This is a genomic window from Pseudomonas sp. BP6, from assembly GCF_017875935.1.
GTDB lineage: Bacteria > Pseudomonadota > Gammaproteobacteria > Pseudomonadales > Pseudomonadaceae > Aquipseudomonas > Aquipseudomonas putida_Y.
Genome location: NZ_JAGINI010000001.1, coordinates 4593027 through 4615879 on the forward strand (window position 1 = coordinate 4593027; position 22853 = coordinate 4615879).

The 22853-nt window shown below is 59.7% G+C and carries 22 protein-coding genes, 6 tRNA genes and 1 pseudogene; 10 read left to right on the top strand and 19 right to left on the bottom strand.

All coding sequences use genetic code 11. The features are described 5' to 3' along the window. Positions 1–111 precede the first annotated feature (111 nt). On the top strand, positions 112–933 hold the full coding sequence (locus J3A98_RS20805) for an ABC transporter substrate-binding protein (protein ID WP_209968107.1): 822 nt from the start codon (positions 112–114) through the stop codon (positions 931–933). Continuing rightward, complete coding sequence (locus J3A98_RS20810) at positions 930–1751, top strand: amino acid ABC transporter permease (RefSeq protein WP_003247513.1); 822 nt, start codon at positions 930–932, stop codon at positions 1749–1751. Before J3A98_RS20805 ends, J3A98_RS20810 begins: the two co-directional genes overlap by 4 nt. A 61-nt stretch (positions 1752–1812) precedes the next feature. Here J3A98_RS20810 and J3A98_RS20815 read toward each other — a convergent pair whose 3' ends face one another. From J3A98_RS20815 to J3A98_RS20870, 12 genes and pseudogenes are all read right to left on the bottom strand, one after another. After that, positions 1813–2172 (bottom strand): hypothetical protein, encoded by a 360-nt coding sequence (locus J3A98_RS20815; RefSeq protein WP_020191670.1) that lies wholly within the window; start codon positions 2170–2172, stop codon positions 1813–1815. Continuing rightward, positions 2169–3146 carry a hypothetical protein gene (locus J3A98_RS20820; RefSeq protein WP_209968109.1) on the bottom strand — a complete coding sequence of 326 codons (978 nt, stop codon included), beginning with the start codon at positions 3144–3146 and terminating at the stop codon, positions 2169–2171. Before J3A98_RS20820 ends, J3A98_RS20815 begins: the two co-directional genes overlap by 4 nt. A 9-nt stretch (positions 3147–3155) precedes the next feature. Continuing rightward, positions 3156–3644, bottom strand: a complete 489-nt coding sequence (locus J3A98_RS20825; protein ID WP_047605116.1) for a type VI secretion system tube protein Hcp — start codon at positions 3642–3644, stop codon at positions 3156–3158. A gap of 118 nt (positions 3645–3762) precedes the next feature. After that, on the bottom strand, positions 3763–4692 hold the full coding sequence (locus J3A98_RS20830) for a malate dehydrogenase (protein WP_209968111.1): 930 nt from the start codon (positions 4690–4692) through the stop codon (positions 3763–3765). Positions 4693–5109: 417 nt separating this feature from the next. Next, complete coding sequence (locus tag J3A98_RS20835) at positions 5110–5337, bottom strand: hypothetical protein (protein ID WP_209968113.1); 228 nt, start codon at positions 5335–5337, stop codon at positions 5110–5112. Between the two features lie 546 nt (positions 5338–5883). Further along, entirely contained in the window at positions 5884–6273 is a 390-nt protein-coding gene (locus tag J3A98_RS20840) for a hypothetical protein (protein WP_003247529.1), read from the bottom strand. Further along, entirely contained in the window at positions 6266–7666 is a 1401-nt protein-coding gene (locus J3A98_RS20845) for a PAAR domain-containing protein (RefSeq protein ID WP_209968115.1), read from the bottom strand. The genes J3A98_RS20840 and J3A98_RS20845 overlap by 8 nt, the downstream gene beginning before the upstream one ends. 206 nt (positions 7667–7872) lie before the next feature. Next, positions 7873–8223 (bottom strand): FRG domain-containing protein, encoded by a 351-nt coding sequence (locus tag J3A98_RS27135; RefSeq protein WP_348635638.1) that lies wholly within the window; start codon positions 8221–8223, stop codon positions 7873–7875. Positions 8224–8387: 164 nt separating this feature from the next. Continuing rightward, positions 8388–9529, bottom strand: a pseudogene (locus J3A98_RS20855) (Fic family protein). 263 nt (positions 9530–9792) lie between these two features. Beyond that, on the bottom strand, positions 9793–11214 hold the full coding sequence (gene ltrA / locus J3A98_RS20860; RefSeq protein ID WP_051096403.1) for a group II intron reverse transcriptase/maturase: 1422 nt from the start codon (positions 11212–11214) through the stop codon (positions 9793–9795). A gap of 499 nt (positions 11215–11713) precedes the next feature. Further along, positions 11714–11789: transfer RNA gene (locus tag J3A98_RS20865), tRNA-Thr, on the bottom strand. 71 nt (positions 11790–11860) lie between these two features. Further along, a complete protein-coding gene (locus tag J3A98_RS20870; protein WP_176685551.1) occupies positions 11861–12271 on the bottom strand; it encodes a pilin in 411 nt (136 codons plus the stop codon). Between the two features lie 216 nt (positions 12272–12487). Here J3A98_RS20870 and J3A98_RS20875 point away from each other — a divergent pair, with 216 nt between their 5' ends. From J3A98_RS20875 to yacG, 4 genes are read left to right on the top strand one after another with little or no spacing between them, the layout of a single operon-like run. After that, entirely contained in the window at positions 12488–13696 is a 1209-nt protein-coding gene (locus J3A98_RS20875) for a type II secretion system F family protein (RefSeq protein WP_209968118.1), read from the top strand. Positions 13697–13698: 2 nt separating this feature from the next. Further along, positions 13699–14565, top strand: a complete 867-nt coding sequence (locus tag J3A98_RS20880) for an A24 family peptidase (protein WP_209968120.1) — start codon at positions 13699–13701, stop codon at positions 14563–14565. Further along, positions 14565–15188, top strand: a complete 624-nt coding sequence (coaE, locus tag J3A98_RS20885; protein WP_004575721.1) for a dephospho-CoA kinase — start codon at positions 14565–14567, stop codon at positions 15186–15188. The genes J3A98_RS20880 and coaE overlap by 1 nt, the downstream gene beginning before the upstream one ends. Next, positions 15185–15385: a DNA gyrase inhibitor YacG gene (yacG, locus tag J3A98_RS20890; protein ID WP_010951889.1), complete on the top strand. Its 201-nt coding sequence runs from the start codon at positions 15185–15187 to the stop codon at positions 15383–15385. Before coaE ends, yacG begins: the two co-directional genes overlap by 4 nt. A 193-nt stretch (positions 15386–15578) precedes the next feature. Here yacG and J3A98_RS20895 read toward each other — a convergent pair whose 3' ends face one another. Beyond that, positions 15579–16286, bottom strand: a complete 708-nt coding sequence (locus J3A98_RS20895) for an energy-coupling factor ABC transporter permease (protein WP_021784188.1) — start codon at positions 16284–16286, stop codon at positions 15579–15581. Positions 16287–16372: 86 nt separating this feature from the next. Between J3A98_RS20895 and J3A98_RS20900 the strand changes: the two genes are divergently transcribed. The 4 genes from J3A98_RS20900 to J3A98_RS20915 all read left to right on the top strand — a co-directional run bounded on the left by J3A98_RS20900 (position 16373) and on the right by J3A98_RS20915 (position 19175). Then, the gene (locus tag J3A98_RS20900) at positions 16373–16804 is read left to right on the top strand and encodes a hypothetical protein (protein WP_209968122.1); all 432 of its coding nucleotides are present in this window, start codon (positions 16373–16375) and stop codon (positions 16802–16804) included. Between the two features lie 55 nt (positions 16805–16859). Beyond that, positions 16860–17489, top strand: a complete 630-nt coding sequence (locus tag J3A98_RS20905) for a DUF1780 domain-containing protein (RefSeq protein ID WP_003247546.1) — start codon at positions 16860–16862, stop codon at positions 17487–17489. 132 nt (positions 17490–17621) lie between these two features. Next, a complete protein-coding gene (locus tag J3A98_RS20910; RefSeq protein ID WP_176685547.1) occupies positions 17622–17795 on the top strand; it encodes a DUF3094 family protein in 174 nt (57 codons plus the stop codon). A gap of 84 nt (positions 17796–17879) precedes the next feature. Further along, positions 17880–19175: an NAD(P)/FAD-dependent oxidoreductase gene (locus tag J3A98_RS20915; protein ID WP_209968124.1), complete on the top strand. Its 1296-nt coding sequence runs from the start codon at positions 17880–17882 to the stop codon at positions 19173–19175. Between the two features lie 186 nt (positions 19176–19361). Here J3A98_RS20915 and J3A98_RS20920 read toward each other — a convergent pair. The 6 genes from J3A98_RS20920 to clpB all read right to left on the bottom strand — a co-directional run bounded on the left by J3A98_RS20920 (position 19362) and on the right by clpB (position 22732). Then, positions 19362–19437, bottom strand: a tRNA-Lys gene (locus tag J3A98_RS20920). 5 nt (positions 19438–19442) lie between these two features. Continuing rightward, positions 19443–19519, bottom strand: a tRNA-Pro gene (locus J3A98_RS20925). Positions 19520–19566: 47 nt separating this feature from the next. Beyond that, positions 19567–19642 (bottom strand) — tRNA-Lys (locus J3A98_RS20930). 6 nt (positions 19643–19648) lie between these two features. Then, positions 19649–19725, bottom strand: a tRNA-Pro gene (locus J3A98_RS20935). Positions 19726–19729: 4 nt separating this feature from the next. Continuing rightward, positions 19730–19805, bottom strand: a tRNA-Asn gene (locus tag J3A98_RS20940). Positions 19806–20167: 362 nt separating this feature from the next. Beyond that, complete coding sequence (clpB, locus tag J3A98_RS20945) at positions 20168–22732, bottom strand: ATP-dependent chaperone ClpB (protein ID WP_176685545.1); 2565 nt, start codon at positions 22730–22732, stop codon at positions 20168–20170. Between the last annotated feature and the right edge of the window lie 121 nt (positions 22733–22853).

The following is a 22853-nucleotide window of genomic DNA, read 5'->3' on the forward strand; positions in this document are numbered from 1 at the left end:
TCTGCCATATAACTTCTCTGAAGGTTCTTATGAATAAAATTCATTATGGGGATTGGGGTTATAACTATTAAATACCCTATCACCCATTTGCCCAACATATCAGGTATGTACATGCGATTTTCTTCTCTGCTGGGTGCGGGCCTTGTACTGCTCGCAACTGCCACCCAAGCCTTTGCTGGCGCCACATTGGAGCGGGTTGAATCGCGCAAGGAAATGGTCAATGTGCTGATGGAAAGCTACCCGCCGTTTTCCTTCCTCAATGACCATAACCAGCTCGACGGTTACGACGTGGACGTGGCCAAGGCAGTGGCCGACAAGCTCGGCGTCAAACTGCGCCTGGAAACACCGTCCTGGGACGTGATTGCCGCTGGCCGCTGGAGCGGGCGCTACGACATCTGCATTTGCTCGATGACCCCGAGCAAGGCGCGCGCCGAGGTGTTCGACTTCCCCGTGGAGTATTACGCATCGCCCGCCGTGATCGTGGTCAATGCCTCGGATGAGCGCATCCATGGTGCCAAAGACCTGGAAGGCCGTAAGGTGGGTTCGATCAGTGCATCGAGCTACGAAAGCTACCTGAACAAGAACCTGGTCATTGAAGGCAAGGAAGACCAGAAGATCGATTACCCGTTCGACTTCGTGCAGGCTGCGCCCTACGACACTGAAAACGTCGCCTTCCAGGACTTGGGCCTGGGCACTGGCGTGCGCCTGGACGCCATCATTACCAACCTGGTGACCGCGCAGCCGCGCCTGCAGCAGGACAAGCGCTTCAATCTGGCCGGCGCGCCGCTGTATGAAGAGCCCAACGCAGTGGCCATCGAAAAAGGCGACCCCGAGTGGGATGCCAAGGTACGCCAGGTGTTCGCCGAGCTGAAGGCTGATGGCACCCTGGCCAAGCTGTCGCAGAAATGGATTGGCGCCGACATCAGCAAATGAGCACCTTCCCTCCCTCCCCCAAGCCCGTGGCAAAGCCTGCGGGCGCCGGCCTGTTCGGATTTCGCACCCGGTTACTGCTGACCTGGCTGGCGCTGTTCGGGCTGTTTGTCGCCTTCTTCCTCAGCTTTGACCTGAAGTTCGCCATCATTCTGGAGAAGTTTCCCAACCTGGCCGGTTTCAAGCTGGGGCCCAATGGTTTTCTGCAAGGCGCCGCACTGACCCTGTTCCTGTGCCTGTGCTCGATGGTGGTATCCGTGCTGCTCGGCTTTGCCGCCGCGCTGGCACGGTTATCCAACAGCGCGGTGCTGGTGGGTGTGGCCAGCTTCTACACCTCGTTCTTCCGTGGCACACCGCTGCTGATCCAGATTCTGCTGATCTACCTGGGGCTGCCGCAGGTGGGCCTGGTACCCGGCGCCATCAGCGCCGGCATCATTGCCTTGTCGCTGAACTACGGCGCCTACCTGAGCGAGATCTTCCGCGCCGGCATCCTCGGCGTGGCCCGCGGGCAACGTGAAGCAGCATTGGCGCTGGGCATGCGCACGCCGCAGATCTTCTGCCACATCATCCTGCCCCAGGCCATGCGGGTGATCATTCCGCCCACCGCCAACCAGTTCATTTCGATGCTCAAGGACTCGTCGCTGATTTCCGTGATGGGGGTTTGGGAGGTGATGTTTCTGGCGCAGTCGTATGGGCGTTCGAGCTATCGCTACCTGGAAATGCTGACCACCGCCGCCGTGATCTACTGGGTGCTGTCGATACTGCTGGAACTGCTGCAGGCGCGCCTGGAACGGCATTTTGGCAAGGCTTATCAGCGCTGAGGGCTGCACGGCTCGTGCAAAACCGACAGGCCTGACCGCGCCCCATGCAGGAGCGGCCAGGCTACGCGTAAGTGAAAATAATCAGCGCGGTTGCCAGCAGGATGTGAATGACCAACAGACTCACCAGCAGTCGTCTCATGCTTGAGGGGAAACGTTTGACTTCATCGAAGTCAATCAACCCCCTGCGCACGAAGAGGCTCGGTATAGCCAGCACCATGGAGATCAAACCCGTACGCATAACCTTGCCCAGAAGGCCTGCATGTTGAAACGTGATTTTATTGCCGGTCACGAAGCTACAGCGCGTTAGCAACGACTCGTAGTACTCAGTGTATTTATGTGCGATGAAACACTGTACGACCATCGCCAGCATCATGGGTGCAAGAATCAGAATCGCAATTAGCCCAGGCTCAACTTCATTCACTCCGATACCTCGCCATACAAAAAGTCACCAAATATCTCGCCCCCCTTGCCCCCGGCATCTCCGAGGACTTTACCGCCCACTGCTCCTCCGACGACAGCACAAGCAAGTGCACCGGGGCCGCCTGTAGTGACCCCCAGAACGACGGCACAAATACCGGTGCCTGCCATACCCCCCAAATAGCCCCCGGCGCTGCCGCCCGCCAGGCTACCCATCAACGTCGAGGTTTCGACATACTTGGCGCGCCGACACTGATCCTCCCGGCCCGTGGTGCAGGCCTTATGAATTGAGAGGCCGGTGGACGCCACATCCAGCGCAGTACCGATATAAGTGCCCCTTTTCACCAAGTTCGACGCCCTGGCAACGCCAGATACCTTTTCGGCATAACCGGAAATCTCGCCGGTATGCAGATAACTGCGGGTCGAGATGCCCAATGCCTGCTTGATCTTGCCCTGACGGCGTAAACCAGAACCATACGCAGCAACGTTGCCCAATTGCTTTTCAAGCTTCATGAAAAGTGCAGAGCGCTTGGCGTAGAAGGCATCACGGGCAGCGAGAGTGCCAGAACTGAGGTAGTCGCGGTGCAGTTTCTCGATTTCTACAAGGGTGGTCTTGATATTGGTCAGGTGCTTGCTCCAGCCCTCGCTAGCGGCGCCCGCCCCAATCGAGGCGTTAGCCAGCAAGCTCTGCAGCAAGTCGAAGTGCTCGAGAAAAAAATCATCCGCGTCTACGCCGCTAGTTAGCAGGCCAGCGTGCACCTCGACAGCTTTGGCCATCAGTAATGCTTCGTGGCTGGTGCAGGAAGGAGTACCAGCGTCACCCAGGATGACCAACTCCCCGGCCATGACCACGCTGTTGGCAATGTGGGCATTCAACACATCGAACTTGCTCTTGGCATACCCCGACAACGGTGTGCTGGCTTTAAGCGACTGATAAGACTGGGTTCTGGGGTTGATGAAGCTGCGTGCTTCGGACATGGCCCTACCTCACGCGTACTTCTTGTTGTTGATCCGGTCCCAACCGCCGGCGACATTCCCGCCACCGCTGCCGTCGGAACGTTTCTGGCGGGTATAGGTGGTCTTGATACGCCCATAGTTCAACTGGACGATTTCGATGGGAACGCCCGAGCTTGCATTCTGCGAGTAGTCGGCGATGATGACCTCTTCCAGCACGATCTCGTAATATTTGAGTTTGTCGGTGCCTGCCCGGCAAAGCGCAAGTTTTACTTCCTTGAGATGCTGGCCCGAGCAGCTGGCTTCCAGCAGCTTGCAGCTCGCGCTGTCGAGAAACTTGGTGAACGTAAAGTTGGTCAAGGTGGTACGCCCCGACGTTGCACCGCCGGAAGAGCTTGCGGTAGCGGACGTGCTTTGATTGACACCGAAGTTATAGCCGTTGATCTCGATCCAGTTGGTGTACTGCTCATCCAGCGCTTCGCCAGCGATGTCGTCGATTTGGATAAAAGCGTCGAAAGCCATGCCTACCTCTCCTTGGTAATGGTGGGTCTGAATCCCAATGAACGGGTGTGACAGGTACGGAGGCAAAATGTTCCCCCACTGCCCGAGCCGCCACACCCGATGCATGACGCTTCAAGCCCTACAACGCCTTCATCTCTGCAATATCCCGCGCCACCTGGTCTGCCGAGTGGTCGAACATCGCCTGTTCCTGCGCATCCAGCGGCAACTCGATAATCCGCTCAAGCCCCTTCTCTGCCAGTACGCAGGGCACACCCATGGCGATATCCGTTCGCCCATACTCGCCCTCAAGAATCGCCACCGCCGGCAAAATACGGTTCCTCCTATTGGCGATCGCATCAACCATCTGTGCAATAGCCACGCCCGGCGCATCGCAGGCGCTCCCCGTCTTCTTCAACCCCAGAATCTCGCCGCCGCCCTTACGGGTGCGCTCGACAATCTGTTCGATCTGCTCGCTGGACAGGAAGTGCGACAGCGGCACCGAGCCGACTTGGCAGTAGCGCATCAGCGGTACCATGCTGTCGCCATGCCCGCCCAGCACCAGCGCCGTGATATCCCGTGCAGAAAACCCGGTTTGCTCGGCGATGAAGCACTTCATGCGCGCGGTATCCAGCACCCCCGCCTGCCCGAACACCTTGTCGCGCCCCTGCCCGCTGACGCTCCAGGCGCGGTAGGTGAGCACATCGACCGGGTTGGACACCACCAGCACCGTCGCTGTCGGCGCGTGGTGCTTGATATCCGCCATGATGCTGTCGATGATTGGCAGGTTGGTACTCAATACATCCTGACGCGACTGGCCGGGCTTGCGCGGCACGCCCGCCGTGATCACCACCAGTTCGGAGCCCTCCAGCATCTCGGCTTTGGCCCCGCCGTGAACGTGGGTATCGGAACCTGAATCCACAGCCGCCTGCCAAACGTCCAGCGCCTTGCCCTGCGCCAGTTCACCCTGCACGTCCATCAACACCAGCTCACGGCACAACTCATCCCGGGCGATGATCTGCGCCGCCGCCTCGCCGACCAGGCCGGCACCCACAATCGTTAATTTGTTCACCAGACACCTCCCAGCGGCGCGCGCCACCAGGAACACGCCTGCGTATAGAGAGAAGTATTGACCGCCCCTGCGAAAAGGCCACCCGAAGGCTGATGGCTGGTAGCTGAGAGGACGCTGGGGCTTCTGAGGCTAGCGCCGGCTTGGAAAGATTCCAGCCCCGCGTTTTTCCGGGGCTCGGGGGTTGTGGAATGGTCTCAGTACCAGGACTTGCCATTGGCCTTGCGAGAGCAACTGTCATGCACAAAACTCAAAAGCTAGCGCCATCACCATGGGCGACGGGCTTGCCCCGCGAACACGGGCAAAGCCCTTTCCATCCGCCACGCAGCCAGCTTCACAGGCAAAAAGGACCAGATCGCTGTCAGTTGAGGGCCAGCCTCACTGTTGCTATCTGGCCCCACCCTTGATCGACGATCTGGCCTAACGCTCCAGACCCTGCTCGCTTCGTTCCATTACCTTCCCACACTGCTCACTGGCCAACCGGCTGATGATCCGGATCGCCTGATGGATACCGGCCGTGTTGCGAAAACTCAGACGCGGGTTGTGTTCGCACTCGAGCATTTCGTCGTGCTGGACCAGGGCTTCGCCCAGCAGTTCGAGGGTCCAGGCGTAGCTTTGGATGGTGGAGAGGCGTTCTTGGTCAGACATGGCGGGCCTCCGGTTGGGTGGCGACGAAGCGGGGTTGGCTGAGGGTGAAATAGCTGGGGGCCGTTGAAGAACGGCGGAGGAGAACGGATGCGAGGATCCTGCTTGGACTTGAGATGAGCATGCATGAGGCTCCAAGTTTTAGTTGGAGCTGCCACGATCCTTCCTACGGGATTGGGTGGCAGCTGTGTGCGGGGTAGGAATACCGGGAAACTTGGAAACCCGGCCAGGCCGAAGCCTGCCCACACACAGCCGCCATGACACAGCACAGCAGACGCAAAAAAAGCGCCAGCTGTGGTGCAGGGGCGCCTAGTGCGTGCGCCAAGTTTACCAACGGGTTCCTACGCCCGGTCACGGGTTTTACCGTGACGGAGAAATTTAGCCTCACATTGTTTAATCGGGCAATAGGGTAACTTGTAGGAAATGCCTACAAATAATGCATGAATCGCGCCGAATAGGATGACAACCTTCGATTTCTAGGCCTATAGCGATCTGCTAGGGGTTAATCGCTAATCTGCGTGAGAGCTACGACCGCCGTGGCATCAACGTTCACGCCTTGATGAATCCATAGGTCACCCACATCCAAGCGAAGCCAAAGGCCGTCAGCCACGTGGATACCTGTAGAGCCAACTTAAGTTTTGCAGGGAAGTTTTCTAGTTCTTCGATGTCCAGATGCCCTCGGCGCATATGTACGCCAGGCCAAATGAGTATTCCACAAAGAAACGTTATCAGCAGCCACCGAGCGCCAAAGCGCCGCGTGCCCAAAAACAGTTTCATTTGCTCCAGGCCGGGATGACTTTGGATAGCCGAGGTTGCAACAGTGAAATTTCTTGTACCCGCGATGAATGCACTGACCGCACAACCGGCCAACGCGATCACGAACGGACACGCCAGCATTATCCACTTCAGCCACACGGGCCAACTCTCGAACTCAGTCATAATGTGATTCATAGATCAGCTCGCCCATTTGCTCACCGCCCTCCGCACCGGCGATACTCCCAGCAAAAGCCCCTCCCCCGACCAGCGCAATGCCACATACCGGCGCCCCGAAACCCGCGGTACCAGCAGAGAACACCCCACATACAGCGAGCGCAGTGATCCCAGCAATCTTGCCACCCACGATCCCTCCCGCCAGCCCCCCAGCGAAAGCACCTGCCTCAGACAAACGAATTTTTTTGCAGCCTTCGGTTTCCCCTGCACGGCAGGCCTCTTGGACTTTCAGATAGGAAGATGTACCACCTAAGCCAATTCCGGCATGCCCACCATACCGAAGGTACTTACTAAGCTTCGCCACTTTGTCCAAGTATGTGGCGTACCCAGGAATCTGCCCTGGCCCACCGGCTTTCGACCAATGATGCACAAGGCTCTTGGTCGAGATATTCAAGCTTTTCTTCAGCCGCTCGTAGGCCCCTAGATTCAGATGTTTATTTAGAAAAGTCGCCTTCAGCTGACCATCTAGCTGTTCCAATAACAGCCGTCGTTCGGCGAAGAACGATGGACTATTCAGATGGCCATGGCGCAGAAATTCTTGCTGATGCAAACGCTCGATGTTGCCAAGTGTGCTGCGAAGCTGCCGGAGGCCGTGGTCCATCATGTCCTTACCCACACCCATGGAGAGACTGGCGTCACTAAGCAGTCCGGCAATTTCAGCCTGATACTCCATCATGAAATCTGACTCGGCAAAATCGAGTACAGCCAAGGAACGTCGCGCGCGCTCGGCGGCCGCCATAAGTTGGCCCTCCTCCTGGGTGCAGGCATAACCGTTATCCGGATCGCCGATGACGAAGATTTCCCCTGCCTTGAACCCCTGCTCGAAAGTAGGGTTCAGGCGTTGCAGGTACGAAATGGGCAAGGTCGAATCATGGCTAGCCAGCTCCAACAGAATCTGCGGGAACGACATGCTCCGGGGCACCACATAGAATCCCGGCTGCATCTGCCCAGGCAACCCGCCAACCATGGCGGGCGAAGCCCCTGCCAAAGCGCTAGAGCTCCCTGGGCCAGCGGGTTTGAGGCTAATGCGTACGGCAACCGGCAGCCGCGGCGGGGGCATTTCCCCTAAAGGCGCCACCACCCGGTTGCTACCCTCTGGGCAACCGCAATCAACTAACGCGCCATCCATCGCGACTGGCTGGCCATCCGAGATGAAGTGCCAAACCCCTTCGACGACCTTTCCTTCCAGCCCGCAAAGTGGACAAGGTGTGGTGGGATCCCCCATCCTCAGGACCATTCGTCCCTCGTCGAGGTAACCTTCCCCGGTGGCGATGCAAATCGCACCTGTGGTGGTTACATCACCGTCTACTGCTTGGCCAAGCCCATCCAGACTGACGCGCATTTCAGAGTCCCTTGCGAACTGTAGGAGCGAAAGAACCTAACAGCTAAGAAGGGGCAAATGAGGCCTCGAGCAGCTAGCGAGACGATTCCTACGAGCAACGCGGATTTAGGACTAGGCACGACGTAGCGGTTTGGGAACTAGAGCCCTCCCCCTTTTTGTTCACTCCCGAAAATAAAAAAAGGGGGACAGGCCCGAATGGCACTTACTTAACGTGCTTCGGGTGCCCATTTTTTCTGACCATCTGCCCCCCACTCACTGAAACGAGCGATGGCACTGCTGGCCGCAAAATAGGCAGCAGTGAATGATCTAGTCGTCCAATCAAGCAATCGTGTCGGCACCCCGTGATGCTGCGGCGCCATGGCCATGAAATCTATGATCTCAGGATTAGGCCATAGTGAAGGATCTTTGTAGAAACGGTCTGCGGTTTGGGTGTCTAGGATGGTCTTTCTGAAGGCCTGGGAATCGTTGGGGATGGGAATACCCACATCGTCACAGTGCTTAGCGAATCGCTGGAGAATCGCTAGCTCGTAAAAAACCATGTCTGAGGCGTCAACCATCTCTGTGTACGACACAATTGCCGGGGCCGCGTTGCGGCCCTTTCGCGACACAAGGCCGCTCCCACACAGGGCGTGGAATATTCGAGCATCGTGATCACATTCGGGCCTTAATGTTCACGAAAGGAGACGAATTCAAGCTGAATTAGTGCCGATCTTGCAGTTATTCACGGCCTGTCAAGTGGCTCTGGAATGAACCCCTGCTCCTTCAGTGCCTTGATGACCCCACGCACCAGGTAATTGTTGGAGAAGCCAATGGTGTATTGCCTCGAACCTGGGTTGATTGGCAGAAGCATGCCTTGCTCTACCAGGTTCTTGATCTGATAAGTCCGTTGGTTAGCCGTGAGCGCGGGGAGTGCCTGAGCGATGTCACTCGATCTCACAACCTTCATCTTTATGACGCTGACCAGAATCTGTTCCTCGGTCTCGGTAATCCACTCCCGACTGCGGGCAAAACTCACCGCCGGCAAAAGAATGCACTTCGTGAGGTAGCCATAGTCGGTGAGCTTGTCCACCTTCTCCAATTCGTCGCGGATGCCTTGCAGCACATAGGTACACCATGCCTCCAGCCCTGCTGGGTGCCAGTATCGACAAGCCCCAGCATGGTGTAGTACTTGTCCCGGTCATTGCAGAACACCGCAGTAGGGTTGAGCACCCGACCACCCGTGTTCACGATGAAACCGTACTTCATCAACAGCGCATAGGTCAGCAGCCTTACCACCCGCCCATTGCCATTGCCGAATGGGTGAATCCAACCGAAACGGTGGTGCGCCAGGGCGACCTTCATCAGCGCGTATTTAGGGGAATCGTCGCGATTGATGAAGCTGACCAACTCCTGCATGTACTGCGGCACCAGCACACCTTCTGTAGGCAGATGCTCCGCCTGTGCGATCCTGACCGCCCCTTCCCGGTAGGCGCCTGGCGTTTTATCGCCTTCACGCCGTAACCCCATTACGGTCATGGCGTGCAATTCTCGGATCGTATGCTCTGTCAGGTCTGCACCGAGCTTGATCACCTCTTCGATGTAATCCATCGCCTTTTCGATGTTGGCAATTTCCAGCAACTGATCGGTGCTCTCGGCCTTCCCTTCGACCTTGCTGTCGATGTAGTCGGCCAGTGTGGTGTGGTTGCCCTCGATTCGAGCAGACCCCAAGCTCTCCAGCGTGTGGAACAGCGCCTTCAACTGAAAGAACACCTGAGGTGGAGTGTCCCCTTCCAGCCTCAGCCTACGCAGAAACTCGAGCTTGGCCAGAACGTCAACCAGCGGCGAGTCGAAGGACGGGGTCAGTAGCTTGCAGGTCGTGGTCAGAAAACTGGGCCATCTCAGAATTATCTCTAAACGGAAAAATCATTATCTAGAAAAATTTCGGTTCTCACCCCGTAAACACTGGCCAAAACCTGATCGACAGCTAACCATTATCTAAAAATACGTCCAACTCTAAGTGGAAAACTGCGAACCGTTAAGTCAAAAACACGCAGATCCGTGGGGAAAAAAGCGGGAATCGAGTAGGAGGCGGATTCACACCCGCCGTCCTCTCACACCACCGTGCGTACGGTTCCGTACACGGCGGTTCAGGTTACGCGGCTAAGCCGGTTAATCGTATCCAGTATCGAGACCAGCCCGAGCCGGTCCCACAGTTTCTTTGGCAGCGCGTAGTTCATATGTTGCGCTCCCGAATTCCACCATGGACCTCGGCCATTGAAGGCTGACTTGTTGGCACGCTCCTCGCTCAACCCCAGGCGCATCAAGTTTCTCAGCCTCGTGGGAGGCTGCTTCCATTGACGCCAGATGACGCAGCGGAGTTTGTGCCTGACCCAACCATCCAGTTCCTCAAGCGGCCGCTTGCTCTGGCTGAGCTTGAAGTAGCTAGCCCAGCCTCTCAGGACGGGGTTGATCCGCTCGATGACAGTCGCCATTTTGCGAGCCCGTACGCTGCGCAGCAGCATTCTGAGCCGGTCGCGTAAGCGGTCTAGGCTCATCCTTGCCACGCGCAGCCTTGGCTGCTGGTGCCAGCTCATCCCATAGCCTAGGTAGTCGCACTTCCACGCCCTTGCCACTTGGCTTTTCTTCCTGTTCACCGTCAGCTTCAGACGTTCTCTCAGGAAGCGCTCGACGCTGACCAACACCCGTTCGCCGGCCCGGGGACTGCGTACATAGATGTTCGCATCATCGGCATAACGTACGAAGCGATGGCCCCGTCGCTCCAGCTCGCGGTCGAGTTCGTCGAGCAGGATGTTCGACAGCAACGGCGAAAGCGGGCCGCCTTGCGGCGTCCCCTCCTGCCGTGGGCTGACGACACCGCCCGACATGATCCCGGCTTCAAGGTAGCGGCGGATAAGCCTGAGTACGCACTTGTCTTTGATCCGACGTTCGATGCAGGCCATGAGGATGTCGTGATTGACCCGATCGAAAAACTTCTCCAGATCGAGTTCCACGCACCAGCGGTGTCCCGCTGTCACATGAGCACGAGCCATCTCGATGGCTTGATGCGTACTTCTGCCCGGACGAAAACCATAGCTGTAGTCCGAGAACAGTGGGTCGAAGATAGGTGTGAGCTGCTGCTGCAGTGCTTGCTGGATCAGGCGATCCACGACGCTGGGGATTCCCAGTTGCCGTGTGCCGCCCTGCGGCTTGGGAATTTCAACCGCTCGCACTGCTTGGGGCTGGTATTCACCGGCCAGTAACCTGGCCTTGAGGGTTGGCCAATACTGTCTCACGTAGCCCGCCAAGTCAGCGACCGTCATGCCATCGGCACCCGGTGCTCCCTTGTTGCTGACCACGCGTTGATACGCACGTCTGAGGTTGGCCGGTGCAAGCACCCGCTCCATCAGCGTGTCCGGCTCCGCGTTCGTCCACGTCACGGACGCCGTCGATACCTTTGCACTGTCAGGCGTCACCCTCGGCTTCTGGCCGGAACTCGGGATGACAGTTTCCGCTGTGGGAAATTTCTGCATTACGGTTACCAACGAGACGGCGACGCCTACTGGCGGCATAACCTGTTCGGCCCTTGGTGGCGCGGTTAACCGCCACTTACTACGGCTTCGGCTGACTTCTGCACGCTCATCCCGTCGCCTTTCGACGCGCGGTAGCACAATGGCAAACGTACAGATCTCCCAGGGTAATTCGCGCGACCTTCCTGCTTATGCCTGTCGGATCTACGTCACAGCGTTCCGTGCAAGTATTGGGCTTTGGCGATTTGTGCCACCTCACCCCGCTGTGCCGCCTCTATCCGCTTCCTGTTCGTCAGGCCAGCATTTTGCCTCGGGCTTCCTTCAGATTCGCGGTCACCCGCGACACCCTTGCCTCCGGCTAACACTTCCCCTTGCCGGGTGTGTAGAGGACTTCCACCTCCAAGTCACCCGCTTGGCCACCACAGCCAAGCGGGTTGCGCTTACGCGCAACGCGCCATGCCTGGCGCACACAAAAAAGCCCGCACAAGGCGGGCTTCTATTGGTGCCAGGTAGCGAGAAATCGCCATAGGCCAACTGATTCTGGTGCCGGAGACAGGAATCGAACCTGCGACCTTCGCGTTACGAGTGCGCTGCTCTACCGACTGAGCTACACCGGCGTGTAGCGCAACGTACCACTGCTCACACCCGTAACGCAAACCCCTGTTTCCACTGGTTTATTGCCCTGCCCTCAAGCCCCCTTGCACCCTTTGGGCGCCAGGTCTTCCTCGATGTCGGTCGTGCACGCCCAGCCGCTGGCCGAACGCGTCAGGGTCAGGGCCTTGCCCAGCACGTTGGCCGGCGCATCCACCAGGGTGCAGACAATGCTGCCGCTGCCATCCGCGGCCTTACCGCTCGCCGTGATCGCACAATGCGCCGTCGCCGGCTGGCCACCCAGCGCGGCTACATCCGCTACATCCTTTCCATCATTCAGCCGCAGATCCATCGCCGTCTTCAGCGCGCTGATCTCCAGCAACCCGGCCGCGGCCTTGGAGCGTGCCTGGTGGTTGGTGTACATCGGTAAGGCGATGGTCGCCAGAATGCCGATGATCGCGACGACGATCATCAGTTCGATCAGGGTGATACCGCGTTGCCCTTTCATGAACGTAGTTCCTTTTTGATTCGCTTACACATTGAGGTCAGTTGCGCCCCAACCGGCAGCGGCGCAGTAGGCCTGAACAGACACCTTTTGTCACCCCTGCCCGCACGGGCGTCATCTTCGCTGAACTACTCTAGTGAGCATCACGGACGCGCGCCCTTGCAGGGACGCGGCAAGCTGTTTCCAGGCTTGTCGCCGGGGCTGAACAAGGACCTTTGCATGACTTCATCTTCACTTCTGTACCGCTGGCACGGCACCGACGCCAATGGCGCGCCGGTCAGCGGCCAAACACCCGGGCGCAGCCCGGCTTATGTGCGCGCCGGGCTGATTCGCCAGGGCATCACGGTGGCAAGTTTGCGGCCGGCCAGCGGGCTGGCGTTCAGCTTGCCGAAGCGGCGCCAAAAGGCTGACCCGGCGGGGTTCAGCCGGCAGTTGGCGACGTTGCTCAAGGCCGGGGTGCCGCTGCTGCAGGCGTTCGAGGTGATGGGCCGCAGTGGTTGCGATGCGGCGCAGGCGGCGTTGCTGGAAAGATTGAAACAGGATGTGGCCTCGGGCCTGGGGCTGGCGGATGCGTTGCAGCGTCACCCGGCATGGTTCGATGCGCTGTATTGCAACCTGGTACGGGTGGGCGAGCAGTCCGGTACGCTCGACCGCCAGCTGGAGCAGCTGGCCGGCATGCTGGAACAGCGTCGGGTGCTGCACAAGAAGGTGCGTAAGGCGATGATCTACCCGCTGCTGCTGCTGCTGACCGGGCTGGGGGTGTCGGCAATCTTGTTGCTGGAGGTTATTCCCAAATTCGAGAGCATGTTCTCGGGCATGGGTGCGGCGTTGCCGGCATTTACCCAATGGGTGATCAACTTGTCCACAGGGCTGAGCCGGTTTGCGCCGCTGCTGCTGGTGATGGGCTTGGTGTTGGGTGTTGCCGTGCGCCAGCTTTACCGGCAGCACGCGCCAGCGCGCCTGTGGATATCTTGGCGGGTGCTGGGCTTGCCCGTGTTTGGCAAGTTACTGGGGCAGGCCGCGCTGGCGCGGTTTGCGCGCAGCCTGGCAACGTCCTACGGCGCCGGGGTGCCGTTGCTGGATGCGCTGGGGACGGTGGCGCGGGTAACGGGTGGCGACCTGCACGAGCAGGCGGTGTTGCGGCTGCGCCAAGGCATGGCCAATGGGCAAGGGCTGAACCAGGCGATGGCCGGTGAACCGCTGTTTCCCCCGTTGCTGGTGCAGTTGACGGCCATCGGTGAATCCAGCGGCACGCTGGACCAGATGCTGGAAAAAGCCGCCAGCCATTACGAGGAACAGGTCAGCCAGGCGCTGGACCAGTTGACCAGCCTGCTGGAGCCGGCCATCGTGCTGATCCTGGGCTTGCTGGTGGGTGGCCTGGTGGTGGCGATGTACCTGCCGATCTTCCAGTTGGGTAGTTTGATCTGAACATGACTTTATGGGCTTTGCTGGCTGAACAACCAGCGTACTTCCTTACTTTCGCCACGGTGCTCGGCCTGCTGGTGGGCAGCTTTCTCAACGTGCTGGTGTATCGCCTGCCGATCATGCTGGAGCGGCAATGGCAGCGTGAGGCGCAAGAGGTATTGGGGCTGCCGACCACGCAGCACGCGCGCTTCGACCTGTGCCTGCCCGCCTCCCGGTGCCCACACTGCGCGCACCGGATTCGTGCGTGGGAGAACATTCCAGTCATCAGCTACCTGGCCTTGGGCGGGCGCTGTTCGTCCTGCAAAAACCGCATCAGCCTGCGTTACCCGGTAGTGGAAGTGGCCAGCGCGCTGCTGTCGCTGGTAGTGGCCTGGCGCTTTGGCGCTTCGGTAGAGGCGTTGCTGGCGTTGCCGCTGACCTGGTGCCTGCTGGCGCTGAGCCTGATCGATGCGGACCACCAGCTGCTGCCGGATGTGCTGGTGCTGCCGACCATGTGGCTAGGGCTGATCGTCAATGCCTTTGGTATCCATGTGGCCCTGGCCGACGCACTGTGGGGCGCAGTGGCCGGGTACCTCAGCCTGTGGACGGTGTACTGGGTGTTCAGGCTGTTCACCGGCAAGGAAGGCATGGGCTATGGCGATTTCAAGCTGATGGCGCTGATCGGGGCGTGGGGGGGTTGGCAGGTGCTGCCGTTGACGCTGCTGTTGTCGTCGGTGGTGGGGGCGCTGTTTGGCCTGTGCCTGCTGCGTTTTCGCCGGGATGCCATGGGCACGGCAATCCCGTTTGGCCCTTATCTGGCAATTGCGGGGTGGATTGCCGTGCTCTGGGGTGATGAAATATACGCCTCATACATGCAACTGCTTGGATACTGATGACCACTGCGGCCTTTACCCCCTGGATTCTCGGCCTGACCGGCGGCATTGGTAGCGGCAAAAGCGCCGCTGCCGAGCGCTTTGTCGAGCTTGGCGTGCACCTGGTCGATGCCGACCAGGCGGCGCGCTGGGTTGTCGAACCTGGTCGTCCGGCTCTGGCCAGCATCGTCGAGCGCTTCGGCCCGGGCGTGCTGCAGGGCGACGGCCAGCTCGATCGCGCCGCCCTGCGCCAGCTGATTTTCGCCGATCCGGCGCAGCGCAAATGGCTGGAGCAACTGCTGCACCCGCTGATCGGTCAGGAGATTTTCAGCTATCTGGCCAAGGCGCAGTCGCCCTATGCGGTCTATGTGTCGCCGCTGCTGATCGAATCGGGCCAGCATCACAAGACCCAACGTGTGCTGGTGATCGATGCGCCACAGGACCTGCAAATAGCCCGTACCCTGGCGCGGGACAACACCAGTGCCGAGCACGTGCAGGCCATTTTGCAGGCGCAGCTGGCCCGTGAGGATCGCCTGCGCCATGCCGATGATGTGGTGGTCAACGACGGCGGCCTGGCCGCGCTGCATGAGCAGATTGACCGCCTGCACCACTTTTACCTGACTTTGAAAGGAGGCCAGCCATGAGCCAGCCATTGACCGTCGATTGCCCGACTTGCGGCGCGCCTGTGGAATGGAGCGAAAAAAACGCGTTCCGACCGTTTTGTTCGGACCGTTGCAAGCTGATCGACCTGGGGGCCTGGGCAGCCGAAGAGCACAAGATTGCGGGGTCGGAAGAGTCCGAAGATGAGCTGTATTCGGGGGACCTGGAGCCGCGGCATTGAGCTGATCCACAAATACAACGCGGGCCCACAACCCGCGCGGTACCTGTGGGAGCGGGCAAGCCCGCGAAGCAGGCGGCGCAGTGGATGGCACGGGCTTCGCCGGTGTTCGCGGGCATGCCCGCTCCCACAATGAGAGTGCAACCTCTGAGTGCTGTGCATTACCCCCGAAGAGGCCGGCACAGCCACCACACATTCACCGCTCATCTTCCTTCCAGGGCGCCTGCAGGTACCGCGTCCGGTTGAAGGTTTCAAGCCACTCGGGGCAAAACACCACCAGCGCACTGATCACCATGCCGTTGATGAACGCCTCGGGGAACATCATCAGCCACAGGTAGCCCACAAAGTCGCTGAGCCACTCCGGCAGGGCAAACCGCCCGTCCAGCCACAACACCCCTAGCGCTGCGGGGACGCAAACCAGCACGGTCAGCGCTGCCGGAAAAAAACCCGAACAAAAGATGTAAACGAACAGGTTGCGGGGCTGGGCACGCTCCACCAATACCGCGCACACCTCGGTAATCAGCACCGGCAAGCCAACCAGCAACAAACCATTCAACCCCAGCGCCGCCAGGTCCTGACGCCCCAGCGCCAGCAAGCCGAGCTGGGCCATGAACCCACCCAGCACTGCCAGCGGCCAGTCCAGCAACAGGGTGACCGCCGTCATGCCAATAAAGTGGTACGACACCCCGGTATCAAAGTCGCGCCGCACCAGCCACAGCGCAAACAGGCAGAACACCGTGCCAAACAGCAAATGCTGGCGGCGCCGGTCGGTAAACAGTTCAACCCAGCGAACCTGGCTGACCGCCCAGATCAGCAACGGCACATAACCCAGCCAGCCAAGGGTAAGGGTGGTGCCGGATAACACCTGCGCGCTGATCACCTGAACAATACCCTTTGCAGCCATGTGGATAAAACCGAGTCTACACCCATTCTCCCCTGCCTTCGGCTGCGGTAGGCTGACGCTTCCATTCGATGCAGGAAGCATTGGTCATGCTGGAAGGAACCAACCCCGCCCTGCTACTGGCAGCGGCACTCAACGCCATCATCGGCGTAATTCACCTGGCCATCATCGCCGTGGGGCCGCGTTGGTACCGTTTGTTCGGGGCCGGCGAGCGCATGGCGGTGGCCGCCGAAAAGGGCCGCTGCTACCCGGCGCTGATCACCGCCGCCATCGCCTGCGTGTTGCTGGCCTGGTCGGCCTATGCGCTGTCGGCTGCCGGGGCGATCGGGCGGCTGCCCTTGCTGCTGCCAGTCATTTGCCTGATCACCCTGGTGTATTTGCTACGCGGTCTGCTGGGGCCAGTATTGCTGGCGGGCACCGGGCGTTCGCAGCGTTTTATCGTGGTCAGTTCGCTGATCTGCCTGGGCTTTGGCCTGGTGCATCTGGTCGGGCTGGTGCAGCAGTGGACGGTGCTGGGCTGATTCTCACGCTTAAACAGCATCTTACCGTCATCGATTAGCGGCTAAGCTTGTCTGCATGGATGACTCAGACTACCTGCGCCTGCTTACCATCCAGGCCGAACAAGCCAATGCCTTTCTCTCCAACGCCCGTAAGTGGGAGCGGGAGCGATGGGTGTGCCAGCGCCTGTTGCAGGGGCTGAACATTCCCTACCGCAGCGAGGACTTCACCCCGGCCGGGCAGGAGCCACCAGACGTGCTGTTCCGTGACGCCGCCTTCGAGGTGTTTTTCGTGCTCGACGAGGGCCGCCGGCTGAACGATGAATGGCGCGAGGAGCTGCAGCGGCGGCGCAGTGCGTTTTCCTTGGCGCAGTTGGTACGCCGCGAAGCACGCCCACGGCGCATCAGTGCCACCGAACTGCTGGGGCGCCTGGCGCCCACCTTGCGCAAGAAGGCGCACAATTACCGGGAACGCGGGCTGGAGCTGAACGAGCTGGACATCATCGCGTTCTCCAGCCTCAAGCGCGAAGTGCTCGACCTCAACACCCACTTCCCGCCGCCTACCGAATACCTGCGCCAAGGCTGGCGCTCGCTGTCGCTGGTCGGGCCAACCTTTGCCCGGGTACTGTTTGCCCACCCCGATGCGCCAGATTTCCTGCGCGGCAACCTGGGCCGCAGCATCGTCTTCGACGTAGGCATCAGTCTTTGATCCAGTGCAGCGACTGTTTGCGATGGCGTACACTCGGCGCCAGGGATAGAAAGCATTATCATTTGTTTCAAGCGCCTGCGCGAACGCTGTAGCGTTTGCACAGTCACAAACGTCTACCTGACGAGGCCCACCATGACCAGCCGCCTGAACCCGGAAGATCAGCGTCGTGTCGATGAGTATCTGCGAGCCCCCCAGCACCAAGTCGAGCGCAGGCCCTTCCGGCCGTGGCTGCTCCTTGTGCTGGTGCTGGCCGTGACCATCGGGTTGGGTCTCCTCAGCCGCCTGCTGAGTGGACTGGTGCTATGAGCTGCTTCGCGCTCGCCCTCCCCTCGTGCAGTTTGCGGCCGGCCCCCAGGGCCACGAATTCCGTAAACCTTATGAGATATTCCCATGACTCATCGCATCGTGATTGTCGGCGGCGGCGCCGGCGGCCTGGAACTGGCGACCCGCCTGGGTAAAAGCCTGGGCAAGCGCAAGCAGGCCGAAATCACCCTGGTCGACACCAACCTCACGCACATCTGGAAGCCACTGTTGCACGAAGTGGCCGCCGGCTCGCTGAACTCCTCGGAAGACGAACTGAACTACGTGGCTCAGGCCAAGTGGAACCACTTCAATTTCCAGCTGGGGCGCATGAGCGGCCTGGACCGTGAAGGCAAGCAGATTCAACTGGCAGCCACCCTCGACGAAGAGGGCCGCGAGCTGCTGCCCGCGCGCACCCTGGGCTACGACACCCTGGTCATGGCCGTGGGCTCCAACACCAACGACTTCGGCACCCTGGGCGCAGCGCAGCACTGCCTGTTCCTGGATACCCGCAAGCAGGCCGAGCGTTTCCACCAGCAACTGCTCAACCACTACCTGCGTGCCCACGCCGGCGACGTGGCCAGCGAGAAAATCAGCGTTGCCATTGTCGGCGCCGGTGCCACCGGTGTAGAGCTGGCTGCCGAGCTGCACCACGCGGCCCACGAGCTGGCGGCCTATGGCCTGGACCGCATCCAGCCCAAGGACATGCACATCACCCTTATCGAGGCGGGCCCGCGCGTTCTGCCGGCGCTGCCGGAGCGCATCAGCGTCCCGGTTCACAAGACCCTGGAAAAACTCGGGGTGAAGGTGATGACCAACGCCGCAGTCAGTGAAGTGACCGAGGACGGCCTGAAAACCAAGGACGGTGAAGTGATCCAGGCCAGCCTGAAAGTGTGGGCAGCCGGTATCCGCGCGCCAGGTTTCCTCAAGGACATCGATGGCCTGGAAACCAACCGCATCAACCAGCTGGTCGTGCGCCCTACCCTGCAGACCACCCGCGACGACAACATCTTCGCCTTCGGTGACTGCGCCGCTTGCCCGCAACCAGGCAGCGACCGCAACGTGCCGCCGCGTGCACAGGCGGCGCACCAGCAGGCTTCGATGCTGGCGCAAAGTTTGAAGGCGCGGCTGGAGAACAAGACGCTACCCACTTACGAGTACAAGGATTACGGCTCGCTGGTGTCGCTGTCGCGATTCTCGGCGGTGGGCAACCTGATGGGTAACCTGATGGGCAGCGTGAAGCTGGAAGGCTGGTTGGCGCGGATGTTCTATGTGTCGCTGTACCGCATGCACCAAATGGCGCTGTACGGGTTCTTCCGCACGGCGTTGATGATGCTGGGCAGCAAGATTGGCCGGGGCACTGAGCCGCGCCTGAAGCTGCACTAGCAGGCGCCCCCATGCCCTGTAGGAGCGGGTTTACCCGCGAATGCGGCAGTGCAGCCACCATCGCATTCGCGGGTGAACCCGCTCCTACAAAGGGGCGGTGTGGCAAACAGGTGGGATTTGCACCGATGGGCGCATTTATTCAGGGCAAATGAAAAAGGGCATCTCATGCGAGATGCCCTTTGTTCATGGTGGGTCGTGTAGGATTCGAACCTACGACCAATTGGTTAAAAGCCAACTGCTCTACCAACTGAGCTAACGACCCAAAAATGGTCGGGGTGAGGGGATTCGAACTCCTGACATCCTGCTCCCAAAGCAGGCGCGCTACCGGACTGCGCTACACCCCGAGTGTTTCAAAAAAAAGGGCATCTCTTTGGAGATGCCCTTTTCTACATGGTGGGTCGTGTAGGATTCGAACCTACGACCAATTGGTTAAAAGCCAACTGCTCTACCAACTGAGCTAACGACCCGGAAAATGGTCGGGGTGAGGGGATTCGAACTCCTGACATCCTGCTCCCAAAGCAGGCGCGCTACCGGACTGCGCTACACCCCGAGATTGGCTCCGCGACCTGGACTCGAACCAGGGACCCAATGATTAACAGTCATTTGCTCTACCGACTGAGCTATCGCGGAACTGAACTTCGGTACAACTCCGAAGACTGTGTTCGCTTCGGACTCTTTAGCTTCTTCGCTTTCGCGTTGTCGCTGCTGAGGCCGGCTATTCTACATTCTTCGTTTTGCTTGTCAACCACTTTTTTTCATTCAACTTACTGATTTGTAAGTTGTTTTGCGATCACTGATGTTGCTGGTGATTCGCTTAGTGCCTGACAACGCGGCGTATATTAGGGGCACTCTAAATTTGATGCAAGCAAAAATTTCAAAAATTTCAGTCGGTTATCCGGGGTTGGCGCAAAGGCCCGAAATAGCTGGGCTGGGCCGGCATTGGCAACAGGCAAAAAAAGCCCCGCAAACGCGGGGCTCATGGTGCAACACAATCAGCCAAAGACGATTTCGTCGCCTTCCACCTTGGCGGTGATCGCCGTACCGGGCAGGAACTTGCCGGCCAGGATCAGTTGCGCCAGCGGGTTTTCGATCCAGCGCTGGATCGCCCGCTTCAGCGGCCGTGCGCCGTAGACCGGGTCGTAACCCACAGCAATCAGCTTGTCCAACGCCTCTGGGCTCAGGCTCAGCGACAGTTCGCGCTCCAGCAGGCGGCTGCGCAGGCGGCCGAGCTGGATTTCGGTAATACCGGCAATCTGCTCGCGGCCCAATGGCTCGAACACCACCACTTCGTCGATGCGGTTGATGAACTCCGGACGGAAGTGCGCCCCCACTGCATCCATCACTGCCGCACGCTGTGCCTCGCGGTCACCCACCAGTTCCTGGATCTGCGCCGAGCCCAGGTTGGAGGTCATCACGATCACGGTGTTGCGGAAGTCCACGGTGCGCCCGTGGCTGTCGGTCAGGCGGCCGTCTTCCAGCACCTGCAGCAGCACGTTGAACACATCCGGGTGGGCTTTTTCCACCTCATCCAGCAGCACCACCGAGTAAGGCTTGCGCCGCACGGCCTCGGTCAGGTAACCGCCCTCTTCGTACCCTACATAGCCTGGTGGTGCACCGATCAGGCGTGCCACGGAGTGCTTCTCCATGAACTCGGACATGTCGATGCGCACCATCGCCTCTTCGGTGTCGAACAGGAACTCGGCCAGCGCCTTGCACAGTTCGGTCTTGCCCACACCGGTCGGGCCGAGGAACAGGAACGAACCACTTGGCCGGTTCGGGTCGGACAGCCCGGCACGCGAGCGGCGTACGGCGTTGGCTACGGCGGTTACCGCTTCGCCCTGGCCAATCACGCGCTGGTGCAGCAACTCTTCCATCTTCAGCAGCTTCTCGCGCTCGCCTTCAAGCATCTTGGCCACAGGAATGCCAGTCCACTTCGACACCACTTCGGCAATTTCTTCCTCGGTGACCTTGTTGCGCAGCAACTGGTTGTCGGTCTTGCCGTGCTGGTCGACCATCTGCAGGCTGCGCTCCAGGTCCGGGATCACCCCGTACTGCAGTTCGGCCATGCGGTTCAGGTCGCCTTTGCGACGGGCGGCTTCCAGCTCCTGGCGAGACTGCTCGATCTTTTGCTGGATCTGCGCCGAGCCCTGCACTTCAGCTTTCTCCGAAGCCCAGATTTCTTCCAGGTCGGAATACTCACGCTCCAGCCGCTCGATTTCCTCGGTCAGCTTCTCCAGGCGCTTTTTCGCCGCTTCGTCTTCTTCTTTCTTCAGCGCCTGCGACTCCACCTTCAGCTGGATCAGGCGACGATCAAGACGGTCGAGCACTTCCGGCTTGGAGTCGATCTCCATGCGGATGCGGCTGGCCGCTTCGTCGATCAGGTCAATGGCCTTGTCCGGCAGCTGGCGGTCAGTGATGTAGCGGTGGCTGAGCTTGGCCGCAGCGATGATTGCACCGTCGGTGATGGCCACCTTGTGGTGCACTTCATAGCGCTCTTTCAGGCCACGCAGGATGGCGATGGTGTCTTCCTCGCTCGGCTCCTCGACCAGCACCTTCTGGAAGCGGCGCTCCAGGGCGGCGTCCTTCTCGATGAACTGGCGGTACTCGTTCAGCGTGGTAGCACCTACGCAATGCAGCTCGCCGCGGGCCAGGGCCGGCTTGAGCATGTTGCCGGCGTCCATGGCGCCCTCGCCTTTGCCGGCGCCGACCATGGTGTGCAGTTCGTCGATGAACAGGATGATCTGGCCTTCCTGCTTGGACAGTTCGTTCAGCAGGCTTTTCAAACGCTCTTCGAACTCGCCGCGGTACTTGGCACCAGCAATCAGCGCGCCCATGTCCAGCGCCAGCAGGCGCTTGCCTTTGAGGCCGTCCGGCACTTCACCATTGATGATGCGCTGGGCCAGGCCTTCGGCGATGGCGGTTTTACCCACGCCAGGCTCACCGATCAGCACCGGGTTGTTCTTGGTACGGCGTTGCAGCACCTGCACGGTACGGCGGATTTCATCGTCACGGCCAATGACCGGGTCCAGCTTGCCCTCTTCGGCACGCTTGGTCAGGTCGACGGTGTACTTGTCCAGCGCCTGGCGCGATTCCTCGGCGTTGGCGTCATTCACTGCGGCGCCGCCACGCAGGTTGTTGATGGCATTTTCCAGCGCTTTTTTGCTCACGCCCTGGCTCAGCAGCAGCTTGCCGAGCTTGCTGTTTTCGTCCATGGCGGCCAACAGCACAAGCTCGCTGGAAATGAACTGGTCGCCCTTCTGCTGTGCCAGACGGTCTGCCTGGTTAAGCAGGCGTGCCAAGTCCTGCGACATGTTCACGTCGCCGGTAGGGTTCTGGATTTTTGGCAGTTGGTCGAGCTCTTTCACCAGCCCCTGGCGCAGGCTATTGATGTCGAAGCCTACCTGCATCAGCAGCGGTTTGATGGAGCCGCCCTGCTGTTCGAGCAGCGCCTGTAACAGGTGCACGGGCTCGATGGCAGGGTGGTCCATGCCAACGGCCAACGACTGGGCATCGGATATTGCAAGTTGCAGCTTGCTGGTCAAACGGTCTATTCGCATGGTGTACCTTCCTTTAAAGGGCAGGTCGGAGCGATGGACAGCGCCTGTTTATGAAGAAACCTGCCTGAGATGACCTTATAGATAAGGCTGATTCTGGAAGATTCAAGCTTAGCGGGGTTGA